Annotated in this window: 20 protein-coding genes, 1 tRNA gene and 1 pseudogene; 14 read left to right on the top strand and 8 right to left on the bottom strand. The window is 60.3% G+C overall.

Annotated features, from left to right (window positions below):
* The first annotated feature begins 605 nt into the window (after positions 1-605).
* Together GNK13_RS16875 and GNK13_RS16870 are read left to right on the top strand one after the other, a co-directional pair.
* Positions 606-776, top strand: coding sequence for a hypothetical protein (locus tag GNK13_RS16875; RefSeq protein WP_164103731.1), 171 nt, complete (start codon positions 606-608; stop codon positions 774-776).
* 176 nt (positions 777-952) lie between these two features.
* The gene (locus tag GNK13_RS16870; RefSeq protein ID WP_164103730.1) at positions 953-1,174 is read left to right on the top strand and encodes a hypothetical protein; all 222 of its coding nucleotides are present in this window, start codon (positions 953-955) and stop codon (positions 1,172-1,174) included.
* A gap of 34 nt (positions 1,175-1,208) precedes the next feature.
* Here the strand turns inward: GNK13_RS16870 and GNK13_RS16865 are convergent, their stop codons facing one another.
* Positions 1,209-1,721, bottom strand: a complete 513-nt coding sequence (locus GNK13_RS16865) for a hypothetical protein (RefSeq protein WP_164103729.1) — start codon at positions 1,719-1,721, stop codon at positions 1,209-1,211.
* Positions 1,722-1,868: 147 nt separating this feature from the next.
* On the opposite strand from GNK13_RS16865, the gene GNK13_RS16860 reads away from it, so the two are divergent.
* On the top strand, positions 1,869-2,342 hold the full coding sequence (locus GNK13_RS16860) for an alpha/beta fold hydrolase (RefSeq protein WP_164103728.1): 474 nt from the start codon (positions 1,869-1,871) through the stop codon (positions 2,340-2,342).
* Complete coding sequence (locus GNK13_RS16855; protein WP_164103727.1) at positions 2,335-2,721, top strand: hypothetical protein; 387 nt, start codon at positions 2,335-2,337, stop codon at positions 2,719-2,721. Before GNK13_RS16860 ends, GNK13_RS16855 begins: the two co-directional genes overlap by 8 nt.
* Positions 2,722-2,783: 62 nt before the next feature.
* Here the strand turns inward: GNK13_RS16855 and GNK13_RS16850 are convergent, their stop codons facing one another.
* Complete coding sequence (locus GNK13_RS16850) at positions 2,784-3,176, bottom strand: DUF6508 domain-containing protein (RefSeq protein WP_164103726.1); 393 nt, start codon at positions 3,174-3,176, stop codon at positions 2,784-2,786.
* Positions 3,177-3,189: 13 nt separating this feature from the next.
* A complete protein-coding gene (locus tag GNK13_RS16845) occupies positions 3,190-4,350 on the bottom strand; it encodes a hypothetical protein (protein WP_164103725.1) in 1,161 nt (386 codons plus the stop codon).
* A 450-nt stretch (positions 4,351-4,800) separates the two neighbouring features.
* Here GNK13_RS16845 and GNK13_RS16840 point away from each other — a divergent pair, with 450 nt between their 5' ends.
* From GNK13_RS16840 to GNK13_RS21775, 8 genes and pseudogenes are all read left to right on the top strand, one after another.
* Positions 4,801-6,696, top strand: a complete 1,896-nt coding sequence (locus tag GNK13_RS16840) for a type I restriction-modification system subunit M (protein ID WP_235935281.1) — start codon at positions 4,801-4,803, stop codon at positions 6,694-6,696.
* The gene (locus GNK13_RS16835; protein ID WP_164103724.1) at positions 6,693-7,889 is read left to right on the top strand and encodes a restriction endonuclease subunit S; all 1,197 of its coding nucleotides are present in this window, start codon (positions 6,693-6,695) and stop codon (positions 7,887-7,889) included. The genes GNK13_RS16840 and GNK13_RS16835 overlap by 4 nt, the downstream gene beginning before the upstream one ends.
* Before the next feature lie 3 nt (positions 7,890-7,892).
* Positions 7,893-11,165 (top strand): type I restriction endonuclease subunit R, encoded by a 3,273-nt coding sequence (locus GNK13_RS16830; RefSeq protein ID WP_164103723.1) that lies wholly within the window; start codon positions 7,893-7,895, stop codon positions 11,163-11,165.
* Positions 11,162-11,911 carry a M48 family metallopeptidase gene (locus GNK13_RS16825; protein ID WP_164103722.1) on the top strand — a complete coding sequence of 250 codons (750 nt, stop codon included), beginning with the start codon at positions 11,162-11,164 and terminating at the stop codon, positions 11,909-11,911. The genes GNK13_RS16830 and GNK13_RS16825 overlap by 4 nt, the downstream gene beginning before the upstream one ends.
* A gap of 76 nt (positions 11,912-11,987) precedes the next feature.
* On the top strand, positions 11,988-14,636 hold the full coding sequence (locus GNK13_RS16820) for a DUF4357 domain-containing protein (protein WP_164103721.1): 2,649 nt from the start codon (positions 11,988-11,990) through the stop codon (positions 14,634-14,636).
* Entirely contained in the window at positions 14,633-15,946 is a 1,314-nt protein-coding gene (locus tag GNK13_RS16815) for an McrC family protein (RefSeq protein WP_203545376.1), read from the top strand. Before GNK13_RS16820 ends, GNK13_RS16815 begins: the two co-directional genes overlap by 4 nt.
* Positions 15,947-16,589: 643 nt before the next feature.
* Complete coding sequence (locus GNK13_RS16810) at positions 16,590-17,984, top strand: hypothetical protein (RefSeq protein WP_164103719.1); 1,395 nt, start codon at positions 16,590-16,592, stop codon at positions 17,982-17,984.
* A 54-nt stretch (positions 17,985-18,038) separates the two neighbouring features.
* Positions 18,039-18,191: pseudogene (locus GNK13_RS21775) on the top strand (hypothetical protein); the annotation flags it as partial.
* A 309-nt stretch (positions 18,192-18,500) separates the two neighbouring features.
* Here the strand turns inward: GNK13_RS21775 and GNK13_RS16800 are convergent.
* From GNK13_RS16800 to GNK13_RS16790, 3 genes are all read right to left on the bottom strand, one after another.
* A tRNA-Pro gene (locus GNK13_RS16800) sits at positions 18,501-18,574 on the bottom strand.
* Between the two features lie 180 nt (positions 18,575-18,754).
* Entirely contained in the window at positions 18,755-19,267 is a 513-nt protein-coding gene (locus tag GNK13_RS16795) for a GNAT family N-acetyltransferase (RefSeq protein ID WP_203329109.1), read from the bottom strand.
* Positions 19,268-19,279: 12 nt separating this feature from the next.
* Positions 19,280-19,753 (bottom strand): TIGR03067 domain-containing protein, encoded by a 474-nt coding sequence (locus GNK13_RS16790; protein ID WP_164103718.1) that lies wholly within the window; start codon positions 19,751-19,753, stop codon positions 19,280-19,282.
* A 144-nt stretch (positions 19,754-19,897) separates the two neighbouring features.
* On the opposite strand from GNK13_RS16790, the gene ycaC reads away from it, so the two are divergent.
* On the top strand, positions 19,898-20,521 hold the full coding sequence (ycaC, locus tag GNK13_RS16785; RefSeq protein ID WP_164103717.1) for an isochorismate family cysteine hydrolase YcaC: 624 nt from the start codon (positions 19,898-19,900) through the stop codon (positions 20,519-20,521).
* 53 nt (positions 20,522-20,574) lie between these two features.
* On the opposite strand, the gene GNK13_RS16780 is transcribed toward ycaC, so the two are convergent.
* Both GNK13_RS16780 and GNK13_RS16775 read right to left on the bottom strand, forming a co-directional pair.
* Positions 20,575-21,258, bottom strand: coding sequence for an HAD-IB family phosphatase (locus GNK13_RS16780; protein ID WP_164103716.1), 684 nt, complete (start codon positions 21,256-21,258; stop codon positions 20,575-20,577).
* Positions 21,259-21,366: 108 nt separating this feature from the next.
* Positions 21,367-22,755, bottom strand: coding sequence for an RtcB family protein (locus tag GNK13_RS16775; RefSeq protein ID WP_164103715.1), 1,389 nt, complete (start codon positions 22,753-22,755; stop codon positions 21,367-21,369).
* A gap of 205 nt (positions 22,756-22,960) precedes the next feature.
* Between GNK13_RS16775 and GNK13_RS16770 the strand changes: the two genes are divergently transcribed.
* Positions 22,961-23,539 (top strand): DinB family protein, encoded by a 579-nt coding sequence (locus tag GNK13_RS16770; protein WP_164103714.1) that lies wholly within the window; start codon positions 22,961-22,963, stop codon positions 23,537-23,539.
* The last annotated feature ends 173 nt before the right edge of the window (positions 23,540-23,712 follow it).

Genomic DNA, 23,712 nt, shown 5'->3' with positions numbered 1-23,712 from the left:
TCGGAATCCGTCAACGAACCTTACCCTTTTCAGCCCCCGAATCTGTCTCTTGTAACTGACCCAGAAAGTCTCACTTCCCGCTGAAACAAATCACCCGGTTCACGTTCTGGATATCCCCGACGACTACCAATTCATGGACCCCGAGCTGATGGAACTGCTGCTCGATCGCGTCCGCTGGCATCTTCGCGACATCCCGCTGCACTCCGACTGATTTCGCGGGCGACGACCTGCAGGCTACGACCAGCAGTAATCCTGGAGAGCTTGGTCCTGGCCGGGCACCAGTGGAGCCCGGCCGGACTCCACCCAGCGGCCGCGATCGCTATTCTCAAAGCGAGCAAGTGGATCTATATCAACCGCCATACAAAAGACCTCCCGTGGCCACGCAGTGGATCGGCATAGCCAAAGTCGCCGGCGAGAGCGCCGCCGCAATTTTATCGCTCTTCAAACGCTGGTCGGATGAACGAGCGGTTTCACCCGAAGAACCAACGCTCATGGAGACAGAGCAATGGTCGATGACGTCTCGGCGAACAATGGTCCGGCTAGCATGCGAGTTGCGGCGCCACGCCACGGAGCCTCCGGTCGTTTTCTACTCGGAACACGTGGACATGTGGTCGATGGGCGACACATTCCGTCAGGCATTTCCTGAGAACGATGGGCTGCTGCACGAAGTCGAGGCGGATGATGGAATTTGCCTCTGGTGCTACGAACTGCCGGACGGGGGGGGCGATGGAAAAGCACATCAGGCGGCAACTGCGGAAGAGACGCCAGCCGGATGAAACGAAAGCGTTGCTTCAAGGGCTCCTGCAGGCCGGTCGGGCGTGGAGTAATCTGGTCCCGCAATCCTGCATCGTCGTCGTGAGACGCGTCGTCGGTGGCCCGGTAGAGGTTGGAAATCTTCAGGAGTCAACTCACCACATTGCGGACTGGATGCGGAGATTACCGGGAACTTAGGGTGGCTGCCGCTATCCCAGGCCACGTCCCTCAGCTTGAACTCGCCAAGAATGTTATCGAGCACATCGAGGCCAATAAAAGGGGCGAATGGCAATTGTTCCTCACGCTCGAAGCACGTCGCACCTTTCGCGTAAATCAGGTGAACGGTGAACTCTACCCGAGACATCTGTATTGCTCCGCATTGCTGCCTGGCTTCACGCTTGCCGTAGCCGTTGTCGGCTGATGGTCCTCGATTGGCGAGATACTGCCAAAGCTGGCTATTGTTCCAAGCCGAAAAGTTGCTGGACAAGTTCCGTGGTGGTCTCGATTCGCACAAAGCGGCTCTTTGGAACCAGTCGAATCGACGGTCGCTCATTCTTCTTGCCCGTTGCATCTCCCTTGGAATGCTTGCCGATCCGAAAGTCGCTGAGCGATGGGAGCGGTTGGCCTGGCGGACTTCCGAAGAACAGGTAGCTGAGCCGAACTCGGCGGCTCGCTGCATCCTCGTGCCGAACGAGCCAGACGATGCACCCGCTCGGTTTGTCCGCCAAGGCGATGTTCACATTCTGCGTCTGGCGTTTGGCATCGCTTTTCGACGTCTTAAGTTGGACGTGTCGCAGGACGCCTTTGCACTCGAAGACGACGTCGTAGCCTGCGCTATCCACTTCGGATCGCAGCACCTCGACGGTTTCGCCGTGCCCGAACCAGACTTCCTGGAGCACCTCTGAGATGAAGGCGTGCTCGACGAGCTGCTCGTAAAAGCTGGACTTTAGGTAGGCTGCTGCGGACATCGGATCGACAGTTTTCCGGCTCGGTACACTAGGGCAGGACGGTCCCGAACTCGACCGCCGTTCGAGCTTGCGTGGGACGCTTCAGGGTACGCAGCATCGGACAATTTTGGCGATGGTGGAAACCGGAATGTTGAGTGAGGAGCAAAGGTGAAAATTCTCTTCCTTCACGGCTGGCAGAGCATTGTGGGTGGCGTCAAGCCAACGTTCCTCACGCAGGCCGGCCACGAAGTTCTGAATCCCGCTCTCAGCGATGAAGACTGGGACGCCGCGATTCGCACAGCCCAAGCTGCCTACGACCGGCACCAGCCTGACGTGATCGTCGGCTCTTCCCGCGGCGGTGCCGTCGCCATGAACATCCAGTCGGGAAATACCCCATTGGTCCTGCTCTGCCCGGCTTGGAAGCGGTGGGGCACGGCCACGACCATCAAGCCCCAGTCGACGATCCTCCACTCACGCCAAGACGACGTGATCCCTTTCACCGACTCCGAGGAGCTTGTCTCCACCAGCGGCCTGCCCCCCGAGACGCTCGTCGAAGTCGGCAACGATCACCGCCTCGCCGACCCCGAGCCCCTGATGGCGATGCTGGAAGCATGTGAACGATTAGGACGAAGGCATGTCTGAGCCGAAGCAACGAAAACCGTGGAAGCTGGCGCTAGTATTCGTTCTGGTTGCCGGATTGGTCGGCTTGGCTGTTTTTCAATTTCGATCAGGAGTGCGAATCACGGTCGAGAACGCCGGAACGAGTCCGCTCAAGTCGGTTGTGTTGCACGTCACCGGCGCATCCTACGCACTTGGTGATATCGCTGTCGGCAAATCTGCCACCATGCGTGTGAGGCCAACCGGCGAGAGCCACCTGGAGATCGAGTTCACACGCAGTGACGGCGAGACGCGGCGGTTAAATGCCGATTGCTACTTTGAGCCGGGATATCGAGGCTCGATGCGAGTGGAAATCAAGGACGGCCAGATCCATGAGGTCGAGGAAAGTATCAAGCTCCGGTGACGCCGAACCGCCTTCACCATCACCGCTTCCTTTCGTAAAAGCCTTTGGTCTAAATTCGCCGCTCACTCGAGTTCGTCGCGGAGAACCCGCAGCCTGCGCAGGAGGCAGAGGATGTGGCCCGATCGGAACATCTCTGCCAGATGCCCCTCGCAGAAGCGGTCCGCTCGCGCGTGCGTGGTGAACAGCTTCTGGACCGTCGCTGCGTCAGCGGTGTCTATCTTCTCCGGTGATTCGACGTAGCGCTGGGCCTCGTCCTGCCACTTGGACCAATCGAACGGCACAACCCAGCCATGTTCGTAGAGGGCCTTGTAGAACTCGAGATAGGATTCGCTGGGGCCGAAGAATGGCAATTGCCCGGACTCGTGCTGCCACTCACCGGCAGAGATTTCGCCTCGTTCGAAGCGATCCAAGAATGGAAGAATGCCATCAGCTTGTTTTCTGGTGACCTGCGTCATTGGCTTCCAAAGTTCACGGCGTTTGCGTCTGGGGAAGTGAATGCTCCAGCCGCTTTACTTCGGCCAACACCCAATCGAAGGTTTCCAGGAAACGCGTCAGCGAATCCGCCTCTGAAAGTAGGTCCAGGTCAAAGGTCGGGCGCTTTGTGATTGAGTCTTCTGGGATCGATATGCCATCGATCAAGGCAAGCCGCCGGGCGAGCTCCTGGCGGTTTGCGTCTTGGTCGAACGGTGGCTTCTTCATGTGCTGAAACTGAATCTCGATACGGCCGTACGTCCACACCGAAAAGAGGAAGTTCTTTCCGCGTTCGTTGTCGTACACGGGGAAGAAGGAGCCTTCGCTCTTCCCCTGGCCCCACCAGATCCGCAGTTCCCGCGATTGCGCCCACTCGAGGCAAGCCCGAGCGATGGCAGCCGTTGCCTCTCCCTTCTTTCGCCGCAGTTCAGCGAAAAAGGATGGCTCATCCCACTTCCGCGACTCGCCACGAGCGGACTGCTTTTTCTGACGGGCCGACTCGGTCTGCCCGAGGACTCGGGGAACGAGGGTCTTCATCCCGCCACCGGCGAATTGCTTTACCTCGATTGCAAGCACTTCGGCCGGATCCATTTGCTCGTTCAAGAACTCGACCACCCGCCGAAGCTCAGCGGGGATGGAGTCGGCGAGGAAAACGAGTCGAACTCGGCCAGCCTGCAGGTTCGTCTTTACCGTTTGCCAGAACTCGTCGATCTCTTGGCCTCCTTCCAGCAGATCAGCGAGCACTTCCTCCGGCGATTCACCGCTCTTGTCGCAGCGGCTCTCGAACTTTGCCCGCACTTCCTCGACTGGCCAATAGGCGACCGCGTTGGCGGCGTAGTCGAGCATCTGCCCGATGACCTCCCGGCGAATTCGGGTGTCGGTGCTGCGTTTCACCTCGACCAGCGTGGGAACGCCGTCCTGGTCGAGAAACAGGTGGTCCAGTGACCACCGCCCGCTACCCGCTTCCTCACCCGGAACGGCCATCTCACGTGTGACCAGCAGCCACCGCCTCGGCTGGGCGCCGTCGATCTGCTCGCCCGCAAGCAGATCGGGGTACTGTGCCAGCATCGCCTGAAGGAGATCCTCCGAGTCGTAGCGAGCCTCCTCCATCGGCATGAGATCCGAGCCGTTGCCCAAGAGGTAAATGCGTCCTGCCATGCTTTCGCCGTCGTTTCCTGATTCCGGATGTTCGGTTGGTGCTCGCTAGTCTGCTCGAGCGCCGCGTTCCATATGGCGGACTTTCCCCAACCCCGCAACGGCCCTGGCGGCAAAAAGTCGCTGACCGCGTCGCCGGTTGCCGCATTCTGCCCTGCTCTTCCTGTTTTTGCCCCGTTCTGCCTGCCCGCGTTGCGAATCCAGCCGCCAAGCAGCCCGAGGGAGCTGAATTGCCTTGAGGCCCCCAGCATGGTACGGTCTGCACCGCGCCCACGGGATCGGTCGCAGCTTTTTCAGGCCGCTCCTCGGCAAGGGCGTTCTGCTTCAATTCTGCCGGTCTCGTCTATCGGCTTGAACGATCTGCCGATGACAATCTTCGGTGAACCCGCCGAGGCACCTGGTGATCGCCTGGATGCCTTCTGCTGGGGAGCGATAGTCACCAAGTAAGGCAAAATGCGAGCAAAGGCTGCGATTCTCTCCTGTCTGGATCGGGAGACGCTGAAGTACATCGTTGATGACCTGGGGCTCGGCGGGGTTGACCGCCGGAGTCCAGGGGCGATGCGGGATGCGCTTTCGGAGTCGCGGCGGGCGACGGCGGAGGTCTTGCTCGGGTACTTGTACAAGAACGAGCTGCAGGACGTGTGCGAGCGGTTGGGGCTGCCGGCTCGGGGCCGCAAGGACGAGCTCGTGCAGCGGATCGCTGGGCACGGCGGCAACGGCAAACCGGCAGCAGCTCGCACGAATGGGAGATACGAGGTGGAAGACGCTTCGAGTGTTCAAGGCAATCGGCCAGCATCGCCGGCCACCATCGGCGGCGGGACGAATGGCGGACAGGCGAACGGGATCGCGGCGACGGGTGGTGGACGGGTGAGCCAGGCGGAGATCAATGGCATTCTCTGGCGGGCATGCGACACGTTCCGCGGGGCGGTCGATCCGTCGGAGTACAAGAACTACATCCTGGTGATGCTGTTCGTGAAGTACATCTCCGACGTCTGGCAGGATCACTACGACCAGCTGACGGCCGAGTATGGCGACGACGAGGAGCGGATCCAGCGGCGGTTGCAGCGGGAACGCTTCGTCCTGCCGGGCCATTGCACGTTCAGTGCGCTGTACGAGCAGCGGAACGCGGCCAACATCGGCGAGATCATCAACACGGCGCTCGACGAGATCGAAGACTCGAACAAGGAAAAGCTCGAGGGCGTCTTCCGCAACATCGACTTCAACTCGGAAGCCAGCCTTGGGCAGACGAGGGAGCGGAACAATCGGCTCAAGTCGCTGCTGGAGGACTTTAGCGATCCACGGCTCGACCTGCGGCCGAGCCGCGTCGGGAATTTGGACATCATCGGCAACGCGTACGAGTACCTGATCGGCAGGTTTGCGGCCGGGGCCGGGAAGAAGGCGGGCGAGTTCTACACGCCGCCGGAGGTGTCGCAGCTGATTGCCCAGTTGGTCGATCCGCAGCCGGGAGAGCGGATCTGCGATCCAGCGTGCGGGTCAGGGTCGCTGCTCATCAAGTGCGGGCAGCAGGTCGGCTCGAAGGATTTCTCGTTGTGGGGGCAGGAGAACATCGGGGCCACGTGGGCACTGGCGAAGATGAACATGTTCCTGCATGGGATGGACAATGCCCGCATCGAGTGGGGCGACACGATCCGCAACCCGAAGCTGCTGGCCGACGACCGGCTGATGAAGTTCGAGGTCGTCGTCGCTAACCCTCCGTTCTCGCTGGACAAATGGGGAGCGGACGACGCGGCGGCGGACCACCACAACCGGTTCCACCGTGGCATCCCGCCGAAGAGTAAAGGCGACTACGCCTTCATCTCGCACATGGTCGAGACGATCACCGAGACCAGCGGACGGGTCGGCGTCGTCGTGCCGCATGGTGTTCTCTTCCGTGGATCGACCGAAGGCAAAATTCGGCAGAAGCTGATTGAAGAGAACCTGCTCGATGCTGTCGTCGGCCTGCCGGCAAACCTCTTTTATGGCACCGGCATCCCGGCAGCCATCCTGGTGTTCCGCAAACAGAAGCCCGACAAGACGGTCGTGTTCATCGACGCCAGCCGTGAATATGAGGACGGCAAAAATCAGAACCGTCTGGGCGACGCACACATCGAGAAAATCATCGCCACGTACCGATCACGGCAGAACGTGGCCAGGTACGCCTACGTCGCCGACTTCGATGAGATCAGAGAGAACGACTTCAACCTGAACATTCCCCGGTACGTGGACACGTTCGAGGAAGAAGAAGAGATTGACATTCGGGCGGTCCAGGAGGAGATCGACAGACTCGATGCTGAGTTAGCTCAAGTCCACGAGCAGATGCAGGGGCATCTGAAGGAACTGGGGCTGTGAGCACTCGTAACGAGAAGAATTGGCGACTGGTCCGCTTCGGAACGGTTACGAAGATTGCAAGCGGGATGATTGACCCGAGGCGAGACGAGTACGCCGACATGTTGCACATCGGGCCCGAAAACATACAGAGCGGCACAGGGCAGATCTCGGGACTGAGGACTGCAAAGGAAGAAAACCTTGTCTCCGGAAAGTATCGCTTCGACAAAGCGGCGATTGTTTTTTCAAAAATTCGCCCCAACCTAAACAAGGTATGTGCCCCCAGCTTTTCGGGGGTGTGTAGTGCTGACACGTATCCGATTTGGGTTGATGAGAACTATTTGGATCGGTCCTTTCTCTTCCAATATATGTTGTCGCCTACCTTCGTCCGAGAAACAACGGCGATGTCGGCACGCACGGGGTTGCCGAAGATCAATAGGGACGATCTCAACTCGATAAAGGTTCCGCTTCCGCCCTTGCCCGAGCAGCAAAAACTCGCCGCAATTCTCTCGAACTGGGATCGGGCGGTTGAATTGACCGAGAAGCTAATCGCCGCCAAGCAGCGACGCAAACAAGCCCTCATGCAGCAGCTTCTCGCTGGCAAGGCTCGGCTGCCGGGGTTTACGGGTGCCTGGAAGCTCACCAAGGCTGGCGAGCTATTTAGTCGACGATCTGAGCCTGGCGTTCCCGATTTGCCGGTTTTGTCGGTCACGATAGATCGAGGGCTGATTCGCCGCGATTCAATTGAACGGAAAATGGAGTCAACGTTAGATACTGAACAGCACCTGTTGGTACGGAGCGGCGACATCGTTTACAACATGATGCGGATGTGGCAAGGCGCTTCAGGATTGGCACGTGAGGATGGTGTGGTAAGCCCCGCCTACGTCGTCCTCAAGCCTATGAGCCACGTCGATCCACTGTTCGCATCCTACTTCTTTAAGCTGCGGCACACGGTCAAGCAGTTTCAGGACTATTCATTCGGTCTAACCAAAGACCGGTTGCGGCTCTACTACAAAGACTTTGCGGCCATTCCTTTGCGATTCCCCCCCCCCGCTGAACAACGGCAGATCGCCTGCGTTCTTTCGGCCGTGGATCGGGAGATTGACCTTAATCGTGCTAAGGTCGCACGTGTTCGGCGGCAGAAGAAAGGGCTGATGCAACAATTGTTGACCGGCAAGCTTCGAGTAAGCGTGGACGCCGAGACCGTGAAGGGGTAATGCATGGCGGTCTCGGCGTTCCTGGAGGATTTGGTATCGCACCTGCCCGCGTTGCAACTGTTGCAGCTGCTGCGCTATCGGTATCTCACGTCAGCCGAGGTGTCAGGGCTACGCGGTGGCAGACGCAGCCGAGTCGTGCTGGAACGGATCCTTCTGGAGCAGCTCCGAAAGCTAAATCGAATCGACTTCAAGGGGCAGACGCACGACTTCACCGAGACGAACCTCAGGAGCGCGGTTGATGCGCTGACGAGCATCCCCTTCGACGGGTTGGTGAAAACGAACGAGCAGGCGTTTGATCTGTTGACGCTGGGGACGGCTCAGGAACAGACGATCGATGGGAACAAGCGAAGCTATACGCTTCAGTACGTCGACTGGGAGCACCCGGAGAACAACGTCTACCACGTCGCCGACGAATTCGAGGTCGAGCGGACGGCTTCGCACGAGCTGCGGCGTCCCGACATCGTGCTGTTCGTCAACGGAATTCCGCTCGCCGTGATCGAGTGTAAGCGGCCCGACGAGCGGGACGCGGTCGAGGTCGGGATCAGTCAGCACCTTCGGAACCAGCGGCAGGACGAGATTCCCGGGCTATTCGTTTACTCGCAGATTCTGGCCTCGGTCTGCCAGAACCAGGGCAAGTACGCCACCGCCGGCACGCCGAAAAAGTTCTGGTCGACCTGGAAGGAGGAGCACGCCGGTGATCTGGACGTGAAGCTGGCCAGGCTGGTCAATACGCCGCTGAAGCCCGAACAGGTGGAGCGGATGCTGGAGAGCCGAAAGCCCGCTGTGGCGGCGCGGATGAAGGCGATTTTGGCTGCCGGGCCGCGGTTGCCGTCGCCGCAGGATCGGCTGTTGTACTGCCTGCTGCGGCCGGAACGGCTGCTGGAGATGGCGTACCGTTACACGGTTTTCGACCAGAACGCCAAGAAGATCGCTCGGTACCAGCAGTACTTCGCCATCGGCGAGACGCTGGCCAGGGTGACCAAAGCGAAGGGCGACCAGCAGCGTCCGGGAGGCGTCATCTGGCACACGACCGGCAGCGGAAAGAGCCTCACGATGGTGATGCTCGCCAAGGCGCTGACCCTGGAGCCGACGATCAAGAATCCGCGGGTGGTGATCGTCACCGATCGGGTGGACCTAGACCGGCAAATCTGGAAGACGTTTCTCGCTTGCCGCAAGTCGGTCGAGCGCGCCAACAGCGGCAGCCACCTGGTGCAGTTGGTGTCGCAGGGCAAAGCCGACATCATCACGACGATCATCGACAAGTTCGAATCGGCGGCCTCGACGCACGAGCTGCGGGACGAGGGAACCAATGTCTTCGTGCTGGTCGACGAGAGCCACCGCAGCCAGTACGGGCTGGCTCATGCCAAGATGAAGCAGGTCTTCCCGAACGCATGCTACATCGGCTTCACCGGTACGCCGCTGATGAACAAGGAAAAGAGCACCGCCGAGAAGTTCGGCGGGTTTATCCACAGCTACCCGATGCGAAAGGCGGTCGAGGACAAGGCGGTGACGCCAATCCTGTACGAAGGTCGTATGTCCGAACTACACGGCGATCAGAAGGCGATCGATAAGTGGTTCGATCGGATCACCAAGGACCTGTCGAATCAGCAGAAAGCGGACCTGAAGAAGCGGTTTCGCCGGGAGGAGGAGCTGACCAAGACGTCGGAGCGGCTATACGAGATCGCGTTTGATGTCGCGACCCACTTCTGCGAAAACTTCAAAGGTACGAGGTTCAAGGGACAGTTCGCCGTTAGCAGCAAGGCGATGGCTCTGCAGTACCACCAATTGCTCGAAGAGATCGGCCGAGAGTATCCGGACCGGAGCATTTCGACACGGGTGATCATCTCGGCGCCCGACACACGGGAAGATAACGAGACGATCGAAGAGGAGGACGTGCCGGAGATCCAGCGGTTCTGGAAGCAGATGATGGATCAGTTCGGGTCCGAGCGCAAGTATCTAGAACAGACCATCGATGATTTCGAGAAGAAGCCCGATCCGGAGATCATCATCTGCGTCGATAAGCTGCTGACCGGCTTCGACGCTCCGTGTAACACGGTTCTTTACGTCGACAAGCGGCTGCGGGACCACAGCATCCTGCAGGCCATCGCCCGGGTGAACCGACTGTTCGACGGCAAGGATTTCGGGCTCGTCATCGACTATCGAGGCATTTTCGGCGAGCTCGACGAGGCGGTGAAGAAGTATGACGCACTGAGCGGCTTCGACGAGGAGGACATCGAGGGGACATTCACCGCGATCGACGAGGAAGTCAGCAAGCTTAAGGAACGGCACACGAACGTCTGGGGAGTGTTCAAGGGAGTGCAGAACCGCCAGGACCTGGAAGCCATGCAGCAGTCGCTTCGCGACGAGGACGTGCGGCAGGAGTTTTACGATGCGCTGAACGCCTTTTTAAAGACGCTGCAGCTGGCCATGTCGTCGACCAACTTCCACGAGAATACGCCGAAGGCGACGGTGCAGCGTTACGTGGACGACATGAAGTACTTCCGCAATCTGCGGTCGGCCGTCAAGCAGCGATACAACGAGGCGGTCGACTACAGCGAGTACGAAGACCAGATTCGGAACATGGTCGACAAGTACATCGGCGCGGACGAAGTAAAGCGGATCGTCGAGCCGGTGAACATCTTCGAAGTGGACAACCTGGATGAAGAGCTGGACGAGATCGAGGGGACGGCAGCCAAGGCCGATTTCATCGCGTCGCGGGTCAAGCGGACGTGCATCGAGAAGATGGAAGAAGACCCGGTCCTGTACCAAAAGCTGTCGGAGGTGATCAACGAAGCAATCCAGGCGTATCTGGAAAAGCGGCTGAGCGAAGAAGCCTACCTGCAGAAGATGTTCGACACCTGGAATGAGGCGAAGGAGCAGGGATCGTCGAAGGTGCCTGCCGAGTTGCGAAGCGATCCGGAGGCGAAGGCCTACTTTCGGCTGTTGCAGGAAGGGTTTGGAAAGGTGCTGGCTGCCGGAAACGGCGACGGCAAAGTGGCCGAGGCGCGAGGCGGGTATGATCCGCCGGCACGTCAGCGAGACGACGTGCCCGCTATCGCTGCGGAAACAGCGCTGAAGGCCAAGCGGATCATCGAGGAACGCAAAATCCGGGACTGGACGGACAACCGCGACGTTGTGAACGCGATGACAAACGAGCTGGACGACCTGATGTTTGCCGTCAAAGGACGCTATGACCTGCCGCTGAAGACTGCCGACATCGACGGGATTCTGGAGTCGATCTTGATGGTTGCCAAGCGGCAGGAGGCCCTCCGGTGACGCAGCTGAAGGGGACGTCTAAGCGCGACGGCAGCGCTCGGCGGCTGTCCGTCCAGTACGGTCGAAAGCGGGTCGAGTGCCAGCTGCTGTATTCGCGGCGCAAGACGCTGGCGATCGACGTGAACCCTGATCTGTCGGTCGTGGTGACGGCCCCGGTCGATGCTGACGATGCGGCGATCGCGCAGAAGCTACACAAGCGGGCGCCGTGGATTGTGCAGCAGCAGCGGTTCTTTCAGAACTACCTGCCCGCTATTCCGCCTCGACGCTACGTCAGCGGCGAGTCGCACCGGTACCTGGGAAGGCAGTACCGCCTGCGGGTTCACCAGGGCAGCGAGGATGCGGTCAAGATGGCTCGGGGGCAGATCAATGTCGTCCTGGCGGACACGTCGCAGCAGCGGCGTATCAAGACGCTCGTCGTCGGATGGCTCCGCCGGCGCGCTGAAGTAGTCTTCAGAGAGATCTTCGAGGGCGTGGCGCCCAAGGCGGAGCATCACGGCATCTGTGCCGGCAGCTTCGACATCCGCCGGATGAAAAATCGCTGGGGCAGCTGCACCCGGGAAGGTCGGGTCCTGCTGAATCCGGATCTAATTGTCGCTCCGAAGACATGCATTGAATATGTAATTGTGCATGAACTCTGCCATCTGAAGGAGCACAACCACGGCCCTGCCTTTTACCGTCTGCTGCAGGTCATGATGCCGGATTGGGAGGGGCGACGGGAGCGGCTGAACCAGTGCATTTTGCCGTAGTGCTGTCGGCTGTGAGCGTGTAACGGTCAGCGGTGTGGCAACATTACGAGCCAAGGCAGCGTGAGGGAACGAACAAGTGAATAAGTCGGCGGACCAGCAAGCTGAGGTTTTTCTTCTGAAGGCAAAGGATGCGGAGGCGATGGGCACGCCTGTCGAGGACGGGTTCCTGGTTCACAAAGGTGGTCTCGCTCGCAAGGAAATCGCGCCCTCTGCAAGGGATAGCGTTTCGCCGGTGCGCCGCCGTCTGATCAGCGAGGGCGTTCTGAAGGATGAGGGTGCGCAGCTTCGGTTTACCCGCGATTACCCGTTCGGATCGCCGAGCGGCGCTGCGGCAGCGGTACTCGGTCGATCAGCGAACGGATGGACCGAGTGGAAGCTTGCCGACGGACGCACCCTAAGCGAAGCCAAACGCGTCGCCCGTGGGCAGGGTGAGCCGATGCTGAGTGAAGCCAAACGGCAGCAAATCGTTGAGATGAGCCAGGAATTAATCAGCAAAGGCCAGCTCTATTCGGACGCACAGCTTCGCAAATACTACGACCGGTTCCGAGAACGCTTCGGCCCTGACGCGCTGCAAGCCCTGGACGGCGAGTCGCTGCTGACCCTTATGCATGACCACAGCAACCGAGACAGCTTGGTTTACTGGCTGGAGTACAAAAACGATGAGGAGTTCGACACCAGGAGTTTCGGGGGCATCGCCGGCGGCAGCGCCCTAAACTTCGGGGTTTTCAGGCGTGCGGAAACAGGGACGTGGGCAGCGCCGGGTAAAGGGCATCGTCCGAAAGACATTTCGGTAGAGGAAGCGGTCGAACTCGCACGAGCCCATCGTGACCAGCTACTGAAGGGAATCCAAATTCTCGAATCGCTGCCGGACGATGCGTCGGACGAGGATTACGCTCAGCTACAGGACCAGATGGACGAGCTAGCTCCGGACGTCAGTAAGCGTGCATGGGGGCATAAGTATTTCAGCTTGCTGTACCCGGGCAAGCTGGATGACTTCCACAATCCTGGCCTGCAGCGGTTTCACATCATGAAGCTGCTGCAAATCCCTCCCAGCGGTGATGGCCGGTATATCTGCACGGCACGGTTTACCGCGGCAGCCAAGGAAGTTGGTCTACCCATGAGCCAACTCACCGGCGTGCTGAACGCGGTCCATGGAAAGTGGCATCGGTATTGGCGGATCGGTACGCGTAGTGCCACCTCCGGCACAAGTTACTGGCCAATGATGCGAGACCACGGCTGCGTTGCTGCCGGCTGGGCTGATCTGGGCGACTTGTCCTGGGTGCAGGCAAACAAGGCTTCCAGGGAGAAATTGAAGAAGCTGTTTCACGAGAAGCATCCCAGTAGCGCCTCCGCTGAGGGAAGAGCGGCTCGGGAATATCTTAATTTCGCGGCGACAATTAGCGAGGGGGACATCGTCTGGGCGGCCGACGGCGCCAGAGTCCTCGGGATTGGCCGAATTACCGGCGAATACCACTTTGATCCGGCAGTGGACTTTGCACACCGGCGGCCGGTCGAGTGGCTCAGCCTGGACGAGTGTAAAATGCCCGTCACCGAAGGTCTGCAGTCGACCGTGAGGGAGCTCGGCAAGCACAACGAGAACATCGTCGAAACGGAACGGAGAATTCAGGAGGGGGCCGGGCTGGAAACTGCGGGAAGAGTCTCGACGCTCAAGAAGCCTGTGCGGCTCGATGGTATCCCCGGCCGAATTCAGGCGGTGCTGGACCGGAAATCACAGGTGATCCTGTACGGTCCTCCCGGCACAGGAAAAACGTTTTGGGCGGAAAGAGCTGCCAATGATCTGGCTGCGATTGCGGCCTTCGGTCGGCAGTTCGAAGAACTTGATGATGCTGCAAAGCGGACGGTCACGGGTGACGGCACGACATCTGGTTTAGTTCGCCTTTGCTGCTTCCACCCCGCATACGGCTATGAAGACTTCATCGAGGGTTACAGACCGGCAGCCGTTGACGGGCAGCTGACATTCGAACTTCGGCCGGGGCTGTTCAAGAAGCTCTGCCGGGACGCTGAAGCTGCCCCGGATCGAAAGTTCTATCTCGTCGTCGATGAGATTAACCGTGGCGACATCCCTCGCATTTTCGGTGAGCTCTTGACGACACTGGAAAAGGACAAGCGAGGAAAGCGGATCATCCTGCCCGTGAGCCAAGAGGCCTTTACTATTCCGCGGAACGTGTTGGTCATCGGGACGATGAATACAGCCGACCGGTCGATCTCGCTGCTGGACGCTGCGCTACGGCGCCGGTTTGGTTTTATCGAGATGATGCCAAACGGCAGCGTTCTACGGGACTCGCAGGTCAACGGAATTCCGCTTCGCGCATGGTTGGATGCGCTGAACCAGCGCATACGGGAGCATGTCGGCCGGGACGCTCGGAACCTGCAGATAGGGCATTCCTACCTGATGCAGGGAGGCAGCCCCATCAAAGAGATTGCGGTTTTGAAGCGGGCGATCCGCGACGACATCATTCCGCTATTGGAAGAGTACTGCTACGAGGATTACGGAACTCTCACTCGCATTCTGGGTGAAGGACTGGTGGACCCGGAGGCACAGCTGGTGCGTCACGATCTTTTCGACGAGGGGCAGGAGCAGGAACTCGTGGATGTGCTTCTGTCGCCGTTTTCTGACATCACCCAGTCAAATGAGGCGTTGTCCGCAGAGGAGTCGGCCATCGGCGACGAGGGTGATGAAGACGATGGGGTGGACGAAGAATGACCGCCGGCGCCCGGGCGATCACTTTATCCGAATGGCAGGCAAGAGGTCCTGCGGATTGCGAGGAGCTGCGGGGACGCTATCTCGACCAGTCCAAGGCTGCAGGAGCTGTTGCTGCGTTGCTGCGTGAATCCGGGATGCTGGAGCTGACCGAACTGCGGCACGGTTTGCGGGTTCAAGCGTTTTCTCACGTGGGCCGAGTGAGGATCGCCGACCTGAGCGTCACCGTCCTGCCAAAGCTGTCGGCCAGTTCCATGTTGCGGCTGCTTCGGTACGCGTACGGATACCGCCGTCTGAGCCTGATATCTGAGGCGGTCCATCAGGTTGAAGTTTGCGGCTTCGAGGATCTGCTGGTCAGGCAGCTGAACGACGAAGCTCGAGAGTTGTTGTCTCGGGGGCTGCAGCGGGCGTACGTTGGTCGCAATGAGCGGCTGGCCTCACCTCGGGGACGGATCGACATCAGCCAACTGGCACTCGAAGGGGGGCGTGTGACGGCGACGCTGCCGTGCCGCCACTTTCCGCGGATCGAGGATACGCTGCTGAACCGGGTTCTTTCTGCCGGGCTGCAGCTAGCCGCGGCGGCAACAGAGAGCATCGAGCTTCGTCGAGAGTGCCGGCGTCTCGCATCGCTGATCGAAGAGCAGGTCTCGCCCGTTCGCCTGAACAGTTTTGTGATGAATCAGGTCGAGCGAAAAATGAATCGCCTGACCTCTGCCTATGGGCCGGCGATGTCGATCATTCGGCTGCTTCTGGAGGCCCAGGGCGTGACGTTGGAGGGTGAGACCCAAAGTCACCGGCTCCCGGGCTTTCTATTCGATATGAACGCGTTTTTTCAGGCCCTGATGCTGCGGTTCCTACGGGACAACCTGCCGGGCTGTGGCGTGCGCGACGAACAGAGTCTCAAGGGCATGATGCGGTATCAGCCTGACTTCAATCCGCGAAAGCGGAAATCGCCGACGCCCCGGCCCGATTACATCGTCATGCAGGGCAAGTCGCTCCGCGCTATCCTCGACGCGAAGTACCGCGACCTTTGGGCGACATCTCTACCCCGAGACATGCTCTACCAACTGGTGGTGTACGCCATGAGCCATCGACAGCAGCCGGAGAGCGCGATCATCTACCCGACCGCGGATCCTCAGGCGAGGGAGGCTCGCATCGAGGTGAAGGACCCGGTGAGTGGCAACCGGATCGGGCAAGTTTCTCTGCGCCCAGTGCATCTGGGCCGGCTGGAGCAACTGGTCACCGCCTCAACGGCAGAAGCGCGCCGCCAGCGAGAACAGTACGCGTCGCGACTAGCGTTTGGGGCCAAGTGAGCGAGCTGCCGGCGTGACACGATCTCTTTCTGCCCCCTGCTAGCAACGCCTATTCAATTGCCACCGACGCCGAGCTACCTTCGAACTGCCTTCAGGGGTAAGTGAAGGGGAATAAGGCGGTCAATCCTGCCTTATTCCGGGAGGCCGTAAACCACGATGCGGCAAGCACTTATCCCGAATGCCTGTCGAATAGCGTGGAATAGCGTGGCGTGACTCTGCGTTATTCCACGCTATTCCTGATTGGGGCGACGCAACCGGCAACAGGTTCCATGCAATTACCTGCGTGCGACCTACAGCCCCTCCACCGCTCCTTCAGCCCTTGCTCGGACCGCGCTGAGACTCCTGCAGCTGGCGGAGCACCTCATCGAGCTCCGCTTCCTTGAAGAGACGACACCCGTTCGCCGAGATACTCCGCCGCCTCCGAAATCCGCAGGAACTCGCTTCTCCACAGCCGGCCGCCTCAGACGTCCAGGGCTGGTGACGGATACACCGACCACGCAGTCGACAAAATGCCCGAAACCCGAGAACATCACGCACAATATCGACGCTGCACCTCCAGCGACTACCCAGCCGGGGGAAGCACGCCGCTCAAAATTAGGTCTCCGGGATGCGTTTACGCGTTGCGACACTTTTCTGAACCGCCATGGCTAAAAAATCAGCTTCTAAGCAATCTGTCGAGAAAGCCACACCGGCTAGCAGTTCGCCCAAGCGACCTGCCACGAAAGCCAAGCCCACCAGCGATTCACCATTGCCCACAAGCACGGATGCAGACGTGCTCGTCACATCTACGCAGGGGCCGGACGCGTGGTCTGAAACCCACATGCCCCGGGGAAGCACTGCGACCGCCGGAAATACGCGGAAACACCGTCTGAAGGCGATTGTCTCAGAATGGAAGGATGAGATAGCCATCGTGATTGCGATTTTCGCCTTGGCAGTCTCAACCGTCTCGCTGATTATCAACGGATACCAACAAAGAAAGGCAGCACATAAGGAGGCTCAGGCGGCCGCACAGGCGATCTTCGACAATCTCAGAAAAACTGAATCTCGTTACCAGCTGACTACTCCTCCGGTAATGGCAGGGTCCGACGATGAGCGTTTTCAACTTCGCGTAGTCACGACTTTACAGGATGGCAAGGCGACAGCTTTCTTCACTCTTCCCTGGGTGCTGACCTATCGCAATGAAAAGAGAACCAGGTCGGTTGTCGTCAACGGTGAAGTTCGAGAGCAGGACTACACAGTTGGAGTTCCGCAGCGAGCCCCAGTGTCGGTCGGAGAATATGGCGCCTTCGGATGCGTAGACTGCAATTCCTCTTACCGTCTCGATCTGTATTTATCCGCGAAGAGACTGCAGGAGCTTTCTGAACATCCAACTACCGCTTCAGATCACATCCGATTTGCCCGGGCAGCAATGGATTTTGGTGAGCTTGAGGTCACCGAAATACATCTGAAAGAAGCCGCGAAAGCTGTTGAAGGCGGCGTGCCTTCCGTTCACCAGGCGAATATCCGGGAGCAGATAGGCAAGACCCGGTTGCTCATGGGTGACACGATCGGGGGTTATAGAGCCTTGGCGGAGTGCAAAGAGTTTTGGCGAGCAAATAAACTAAGGGCGCAACTGGGAAATTTGCATGATATTCTTAATTGGGAGGCGCAGTATGCCTGCACGGTTGGCGACAGGCTGCGAGCGATTATTTGCCTCGAAGAGATGTCCCAGGAGGTTGCCGGTTACAAGATAGGCAAGGCTCGCTACAGCAAAATGATTGAGGACGCATACGCTACTTGCCTAGGCATTCTCGCCGCTTTCGAAGAATTTGATCCTAGAATGCCTGTGCCGAGAGAGTTCGTAGTTCATTCGTCCGAGCTCGGTGGTTGGATCTCGCCGGTTGAATACTGCGAGACCGTGGGGCTAGGAGCGGAATTGCCGCACTGGATGGCATGGGACAGCGCCACCCCTGATGCCAACCTTTTCCGGCCAGATCTTCCCCCCGCCCCTGATGTCGAGAAAAGTGTGCTCGAGCCCGAGACAGTACCCCGCCCGTGAGCAGTTGAGCGATGCGGGAGATGCTCGCCTGTCGCATGAACGCAGACAGGAAAGATGTCTCTTCAATCACGCAAGGTTGAGCTGACAGACGGTCACCTCAACGAACTGCTCGACGTGAAGCGGAAGGCATCGGCCTCGGTCTACATCCACGCACTGCGGCACTCGTTCGGCACGCACCTCTCGAAGGCGGGCGTGTCGCCGCGGACGGCGCAGGCGGCGATGCGGCACTCGGACATCAAGCTGACGATGAGCACTTACGTCGATGCTCGGCTGCTCGATACGGCCAGTGCGGTCGGGCTGCTGCCGTCGCTGCCGCTGGAGGACGCGGCCGAGCGGAGCGAATTGGCCGGGAATCCGGCTCCGGAGGGGCCGTCAGCCGATGCACCACAGGATGCACCAAACGTGGGCAACGGGGGTCATTTAGGGGCAAATCCAGGCCATTGCGGTCCGGTGGCCGATTCGGCCGAGAAACGAAAAAACCCTGAAAAACGCAACGTTTCCCAGGGTTTTCGTCAGTCGGGGCGACTGGATTTGAACCAGCGACCTCTGCGTCCCGAACGCAGCGCTCTACCAGGCTGAGCCACGCCCCGTGCTCTCTTTGTTGAGAGAGTGCTTAGTCTAGCTTTCGGTTCGGGGGCGTCAATGGCGATTTGTTCGCCTCGCCCGCGTTCGCTGGTGATGCTCTCCGCCAAAGGAATCGCTGGCAGGAACGCCCTCCGGAGCGGCAGCGGCTGCGGCGTTATCGGACGTCGGGGATTTCGCCAGCTCGGTCAGCCTAGGGCAGCGAACGGTGGTGGGTACTCGACTCGCCCCGCGATGCCGTGGAGCGCTCCCGGCTCGAGCTCGAGTGCCATCCACGCTTCGCCGCCTCCAAAGGGTGAAGCCAGCGGTTCGGCAAGCGGCGCTGAGAAACCGAACCGCCGATAGAACTCGGGGTGCCCCAGGACGAGCACGATGCGATCTCCCCGCTCCCTGCAGGCCCGGAGCCCCGCCTCCACCAGTTGGCAGCCAATGCCTTGCCGCTGGTGGCTGGGAAGCACCGCCATCGGCGCCAGGGAGACCGCATCGACTGTCGCAGGATCGGCCACAATCAGAAGCCCGCTGAACAGGATGTGTCCCACGAGCCGGCCGTTACTCTCGGCGACGAGCGAGACAGCGACCTGACCTCCCTCCCGCAGGGCGTCGACCAGGTCCGCCTCCGCCGTGGTGCCGAACGCCGCACGGTTGACGCCGCGGACGGCTTGGCGGTCGCGCTCGGCTTCGGGGCGAATCACGAGGCTCACGGTCTGTTGCCTTCAGTTGGAGCGGGGGTTCTCGTCGGTTGACGGCTCGCGCACGTACACCGCGATCATCGTGGTCTCGTTGGCAGCGAATTCGGCGGGCCGTTCTTTGCCCGGCAAGCGATTGCAGAGGGTGAGACGCTCCCGGTTCAGCTTATAGAGAGCGAGCACGGTCTCGCCTTCGCTGGTGCCTGGCGGCATCAGGGTGATGTCAAGTTGTTTGGGCATCGTCTTCGGATCCGTCTTGTAAGTCCCTTCCGCGCGAATCGCATCGCCGTGAAAGCTCTTGGCCGTGCCGTTCTCAAAAATGAAACCCCGCGGAAGCCGCTTCAGTTCAGACTCGCTCAGCATGATTCCAGCCCCCTCGACCGATGTGAGTACCCATTTTCCCTCCAGTGCCTCCTGGTCCTTGTCAGCGCCCTGCTCCGTCGCGAGAGCGGTAAGCGGGCTGCCGATGACACAAACAAGGAAGGTGACCAATAATCTCACAGCTTCTCTCCAGAAATCGGGTGCCGGGACGGTGGGCCAGTACGCTCCAGTCTATCAGCGCTCAGGGTTGTCGATCAGCATTCGTGCCTGGTAAAAGTCAGATGCAGAGAGGCCGTTCACCACTTGCCGTTGAAGGGGAGACTCATGAGCGCAAAGTTTGAGTACCGGCGCCTGGACCGCAATGACGCCGCGGTGTTGTTGGTCGACCACCAGTCGGGGTTGTGCAATATTGTCGGCGATTTTTCACCCGATGATTTCAAGAACAATGTGCTGGCGCTAGCGGACGCGGCCAAGTACTTCGAGCTGCCGACGATCCTCACGACCAGCTTTGAGGATGGGCCCAACGGTCCCTTGGTCCCTGAGCTCAAGGAGCGTTTTCCCGATGCCCCGTACATTGCTCGGCCGGGTCAGATCAACGCGTGGGACAACGAAGATTTCGTCCAAGCGGTCAAGGCAACCGGCAAGAAGCAGTTGATCATCGCGGGGGTCGTGACGGAGGTCTGCGTGGCTTTCCCTGCGCTGTCGGCCTTGGAGGAGGGCTATGACGTATTCGTGATCGCCGACGCTTCGGGGACGTTCAACCACACCACCCGCGAGGCAGCCTGGGCGCGGATGACGGCCGCTGGGGCGCAGCTCATGACCTGGTTCGGAGCCGCCAGCGAGTTGCACCGCGACTGGCGAAACGATGTCGAGGGACTCGGCACGCTGCTCTCCAACCATCTGCCGGCCTACCGCAACCTGATCACCAGCTACAGCGGCAAGCGGTAGCGACCACCGCATCGCGGCGCTCGGCTGTTCCCCGAGGACGGAACTTTGCAACGTCAGCTCTCTGGAGTCGAGAGCAGCATTGGGGCGATTTCGGACCAGCGCTCGAACCGGTGATAGGCCACGTGGGCCTCATCAAAGTGGTCGGCCAGCCAGCCGCGAGCGAACCGACGATCGCCCGGGACGAGTTCCGCGGCACTGCGGTCTGGAGGGCTGTCACCGGCAAAGGCGACCGCGTCAAATCGCTCGAGCGCGGCGCGGACCACGGCCGCTTTATCGACGCCGATGGCCTCGGAGTAGAAGGGCGAGTCGTCGGGCAGGCGACGCATCTGCAAGCCCTTCCCCTGCACGAGCTCGCCCGGGTTGGCAATGATCGGCAGCTCGAGGCCCTGCTCGGCGAGCAGCCGGCGGCTGTACCATGCGGAGCCGGCCGAGACGACCAGCGTCTGCCAGCCGCCGGCTGACAACTGCTCGACCGCCGGCCGCACGTTCGCGTCAAGTCCCGTTTGCCGAGCGATTTTCATCACCTGCGATTCATCGTCGGGCAGGTGTGCGAAGATGCCGTGCAGGGCTTCGAAGAGAGTGATCGCCTCGGCTTCATAACGGTCCCAGAGCTTATGCGCGGGCTGCGGCAAGTGGTCGAGGGCGCAGCGGTAGAAATCGCGCTCGGTGAGCGTGCTGTCGAAATCGGTGATCAGCAGTCGGGGCTGCGCGTCGGTCGGCTGTGGCAGGTCGAACATCTCAGTCTCACGGGGCGTGGGCAGGCGGGTTTCAATTGCGGTGCGACTTCCATCGGGATGACGGTCATGCGGCAAGTCAGATGCCAGCGACGCGGTTCGATCCCCCGCTCAATCCTCGGCTTTGCTGCCGTCGCCGCACATTTTGACGATTCTCGGATCGAAGCGGCCGATGGTGTCAACCAGATCGCTCTGCCGACGCATTACCTCTTCGATATCCTTATAGACGCCAGGGACTTCGTCCGCACCGGCCGAGAGCACTCGCACTCCTTTCTTCTCTAGATCCTTTTGCACCGCGTTCCAGCGATACTTTTCTTTCGCCTTCCGCCGCGACATGCAGCGTCCCGCGCCGTGGGAAGCCGAATGGAGGCTCTCGGGATTCCCTCGGCCGCGGACCACAAAAGCCGGCGATGCCATCGACCCGGGGATCACTCCCAACACGCCTTTGCCGGCCGGAGTGGCTCCCTTGCGGTGTACGATCACTTCCCGGCCCCCGTGCATTTCTTTCCAAGCAAAGTTGTGATGGTTCTCGACCCCCGCCACGATCTGGGCGCCGAGCAGCTTCGAGACGAGTCGATGGATGACGTCGTGGTTGGCGGCTGCGTAGTCGCCCATCAAGCTCATCGCCGCCCAGTACTCCTGCCCCGCTTCGCTGTCCATCGAGAGCCACGCCAGGTAGGCGAGGTCTTGATACTTGGCGGGCAGCTGGGCGCGGGCGATGCTGCTGTAGGTGGAGCAGACCGCAGCTCCGGCTCCACGGCTGCCGCTGTGACTCATCAGCGCCACGTAGTTGCCCGCCTCCAAACCGAGCTCGTCGTCCGGTGCGCCGAGCGTCAGCACGCCGAACTCCACGAAGTGGTTGCCCGAGCCTGAGGTTCCGAGCTGCCTCCAGGCGGTGTCCCGCTTCTCGCGGGTGATTCGCGAGACCGTCCAGTCCTGGTCCATGACGGGATGATCCTGCGGCTCCTCGTGGCTGCAGCCAATACCAAAGCGAGTTCCCCTTTCCAGAGCGCTCTTATACAAGTCGAACTTCGCGTCCAGCGTTGCCGGCGGCATGTCCAGCACCGACAGCTTCATGCGGCAGGCGATGTCGACACCGACCGCGTAGGGAATCACCGCGTTCTCGACCGCTAGCACGCCCCCGATCGGCAACCCGTAGCCGACGTGGGCATCGGGCATCAACGCAGCACCAGCGGCCCCCGGGACGGCGCAGGCCTGCTGCATCTGCTGATGGGCCGCCGCATCGATGTCGCTTCCCCAAACGCGATAGCCGATCGGCTCGGGGCGCACGAACTGGCGGTCGGCGATGATGTCTCGGGCCAAGCCGCCAAAATACTCGTCGCTCACAAACGCTTCCGGCTGGGCGAGGACTTGCCGGAGCGTATTCTTGAGCTGCTTGCCCTTGAGGCCGCCGCGGCTGTTCGCCTGCTGGATCGCCACGATCGCGCTCTTCACGCAATCCTCGGGGACGCCCAGTTTCTTGAGTTGTCGGCTGTTCATCCGTGGTCTCCTTCCGTTCCTGGTGCAGTGGCGACCGATGATTACGTTGTTTTGCAGATCCAAGTCGAGACCCGCCGCAGCGGCTCCGGGTTCGCCTCGCAGCCAGTCCGCAATCCGGCGAGGCAAATCCCCCGTCTCCAGCCCCCGTCTCCAGCCCCCCGTCTCCAGCCCCCGTCCCCAGCTCCCGAACGATACCGACGAAACGATGAACGCAGTGGCTCTGATCCGACGCTTGCACGAGCACCGCTCGTGGGTGAACCAGAAGTTACTTTCCGCCAGCGGCTCGCTGAGCGACGACCAACTGCGGCAGCCGTTTCCGATCGGCCAGGGATCGATCTGGAAATCGCTCCTGCACATGTATGCCGCGGAGTACGTCTGGTTGGAGGCGTTGCGAGGTAACGCCCATCCGCTCGTCCCCGGGGATCAACCGGACAAGCTGCCCGGCAATCAACAAGCCGAAGGCGGCATGGCGTCGCTCGCAGAACTCGCAGCGAACTGGGGTGATTTGAACCGCCGTTGGGAGGACTACCTCGATGCTCTCGCCCCCGAGTCGCTCGGCCAGCGGGTTGTGAAGAAAAGTACCAGTTCTGGACGAGGAAAAACTCACAGCACGAGCCGAGCCGACGTGCTCTTACACGTTTGCACCCATGCCCAGTACACCACCGCCCAGGTCGTCAACATGCTGCGGCAAGTGGCCGCCGACTCCCTACCAGACGTGATGCTAATCACCCTCGCCCGAGAGGAATCTATCTCCGGAGCAGACCTGGGAAACAACCACGAATGACACGAATGACACGAATGACACGAATGGGTGCGGGGAGGGGGCCACGGAAGGACACGGAACAGCACGGAAGTGGAGGAGAGGACCGCGGATAACACGGAGAACACGGATAGCTGTTGAGGGGTTTGGCCGGGAGACAACCACGAATGACACGAATGACACGAATGGGTGCGGGG

Source organism: Candidatus Laterigemmans baculatus (genome assembly GCF_010367455.1).
In the GTDB taxonomy this organism is placed as follows: Bacteria; Planctomycetota; Planctomycetia; order Pirellulales; family Pirellulaceae; genus Laterigemmans; species Laterigemmans baculatus.
The sequence above is the reverse complement of the archived record's forward strand: the minus strand, read 5'-3'. Positions and strand labels throughout refer to the sequence as shown.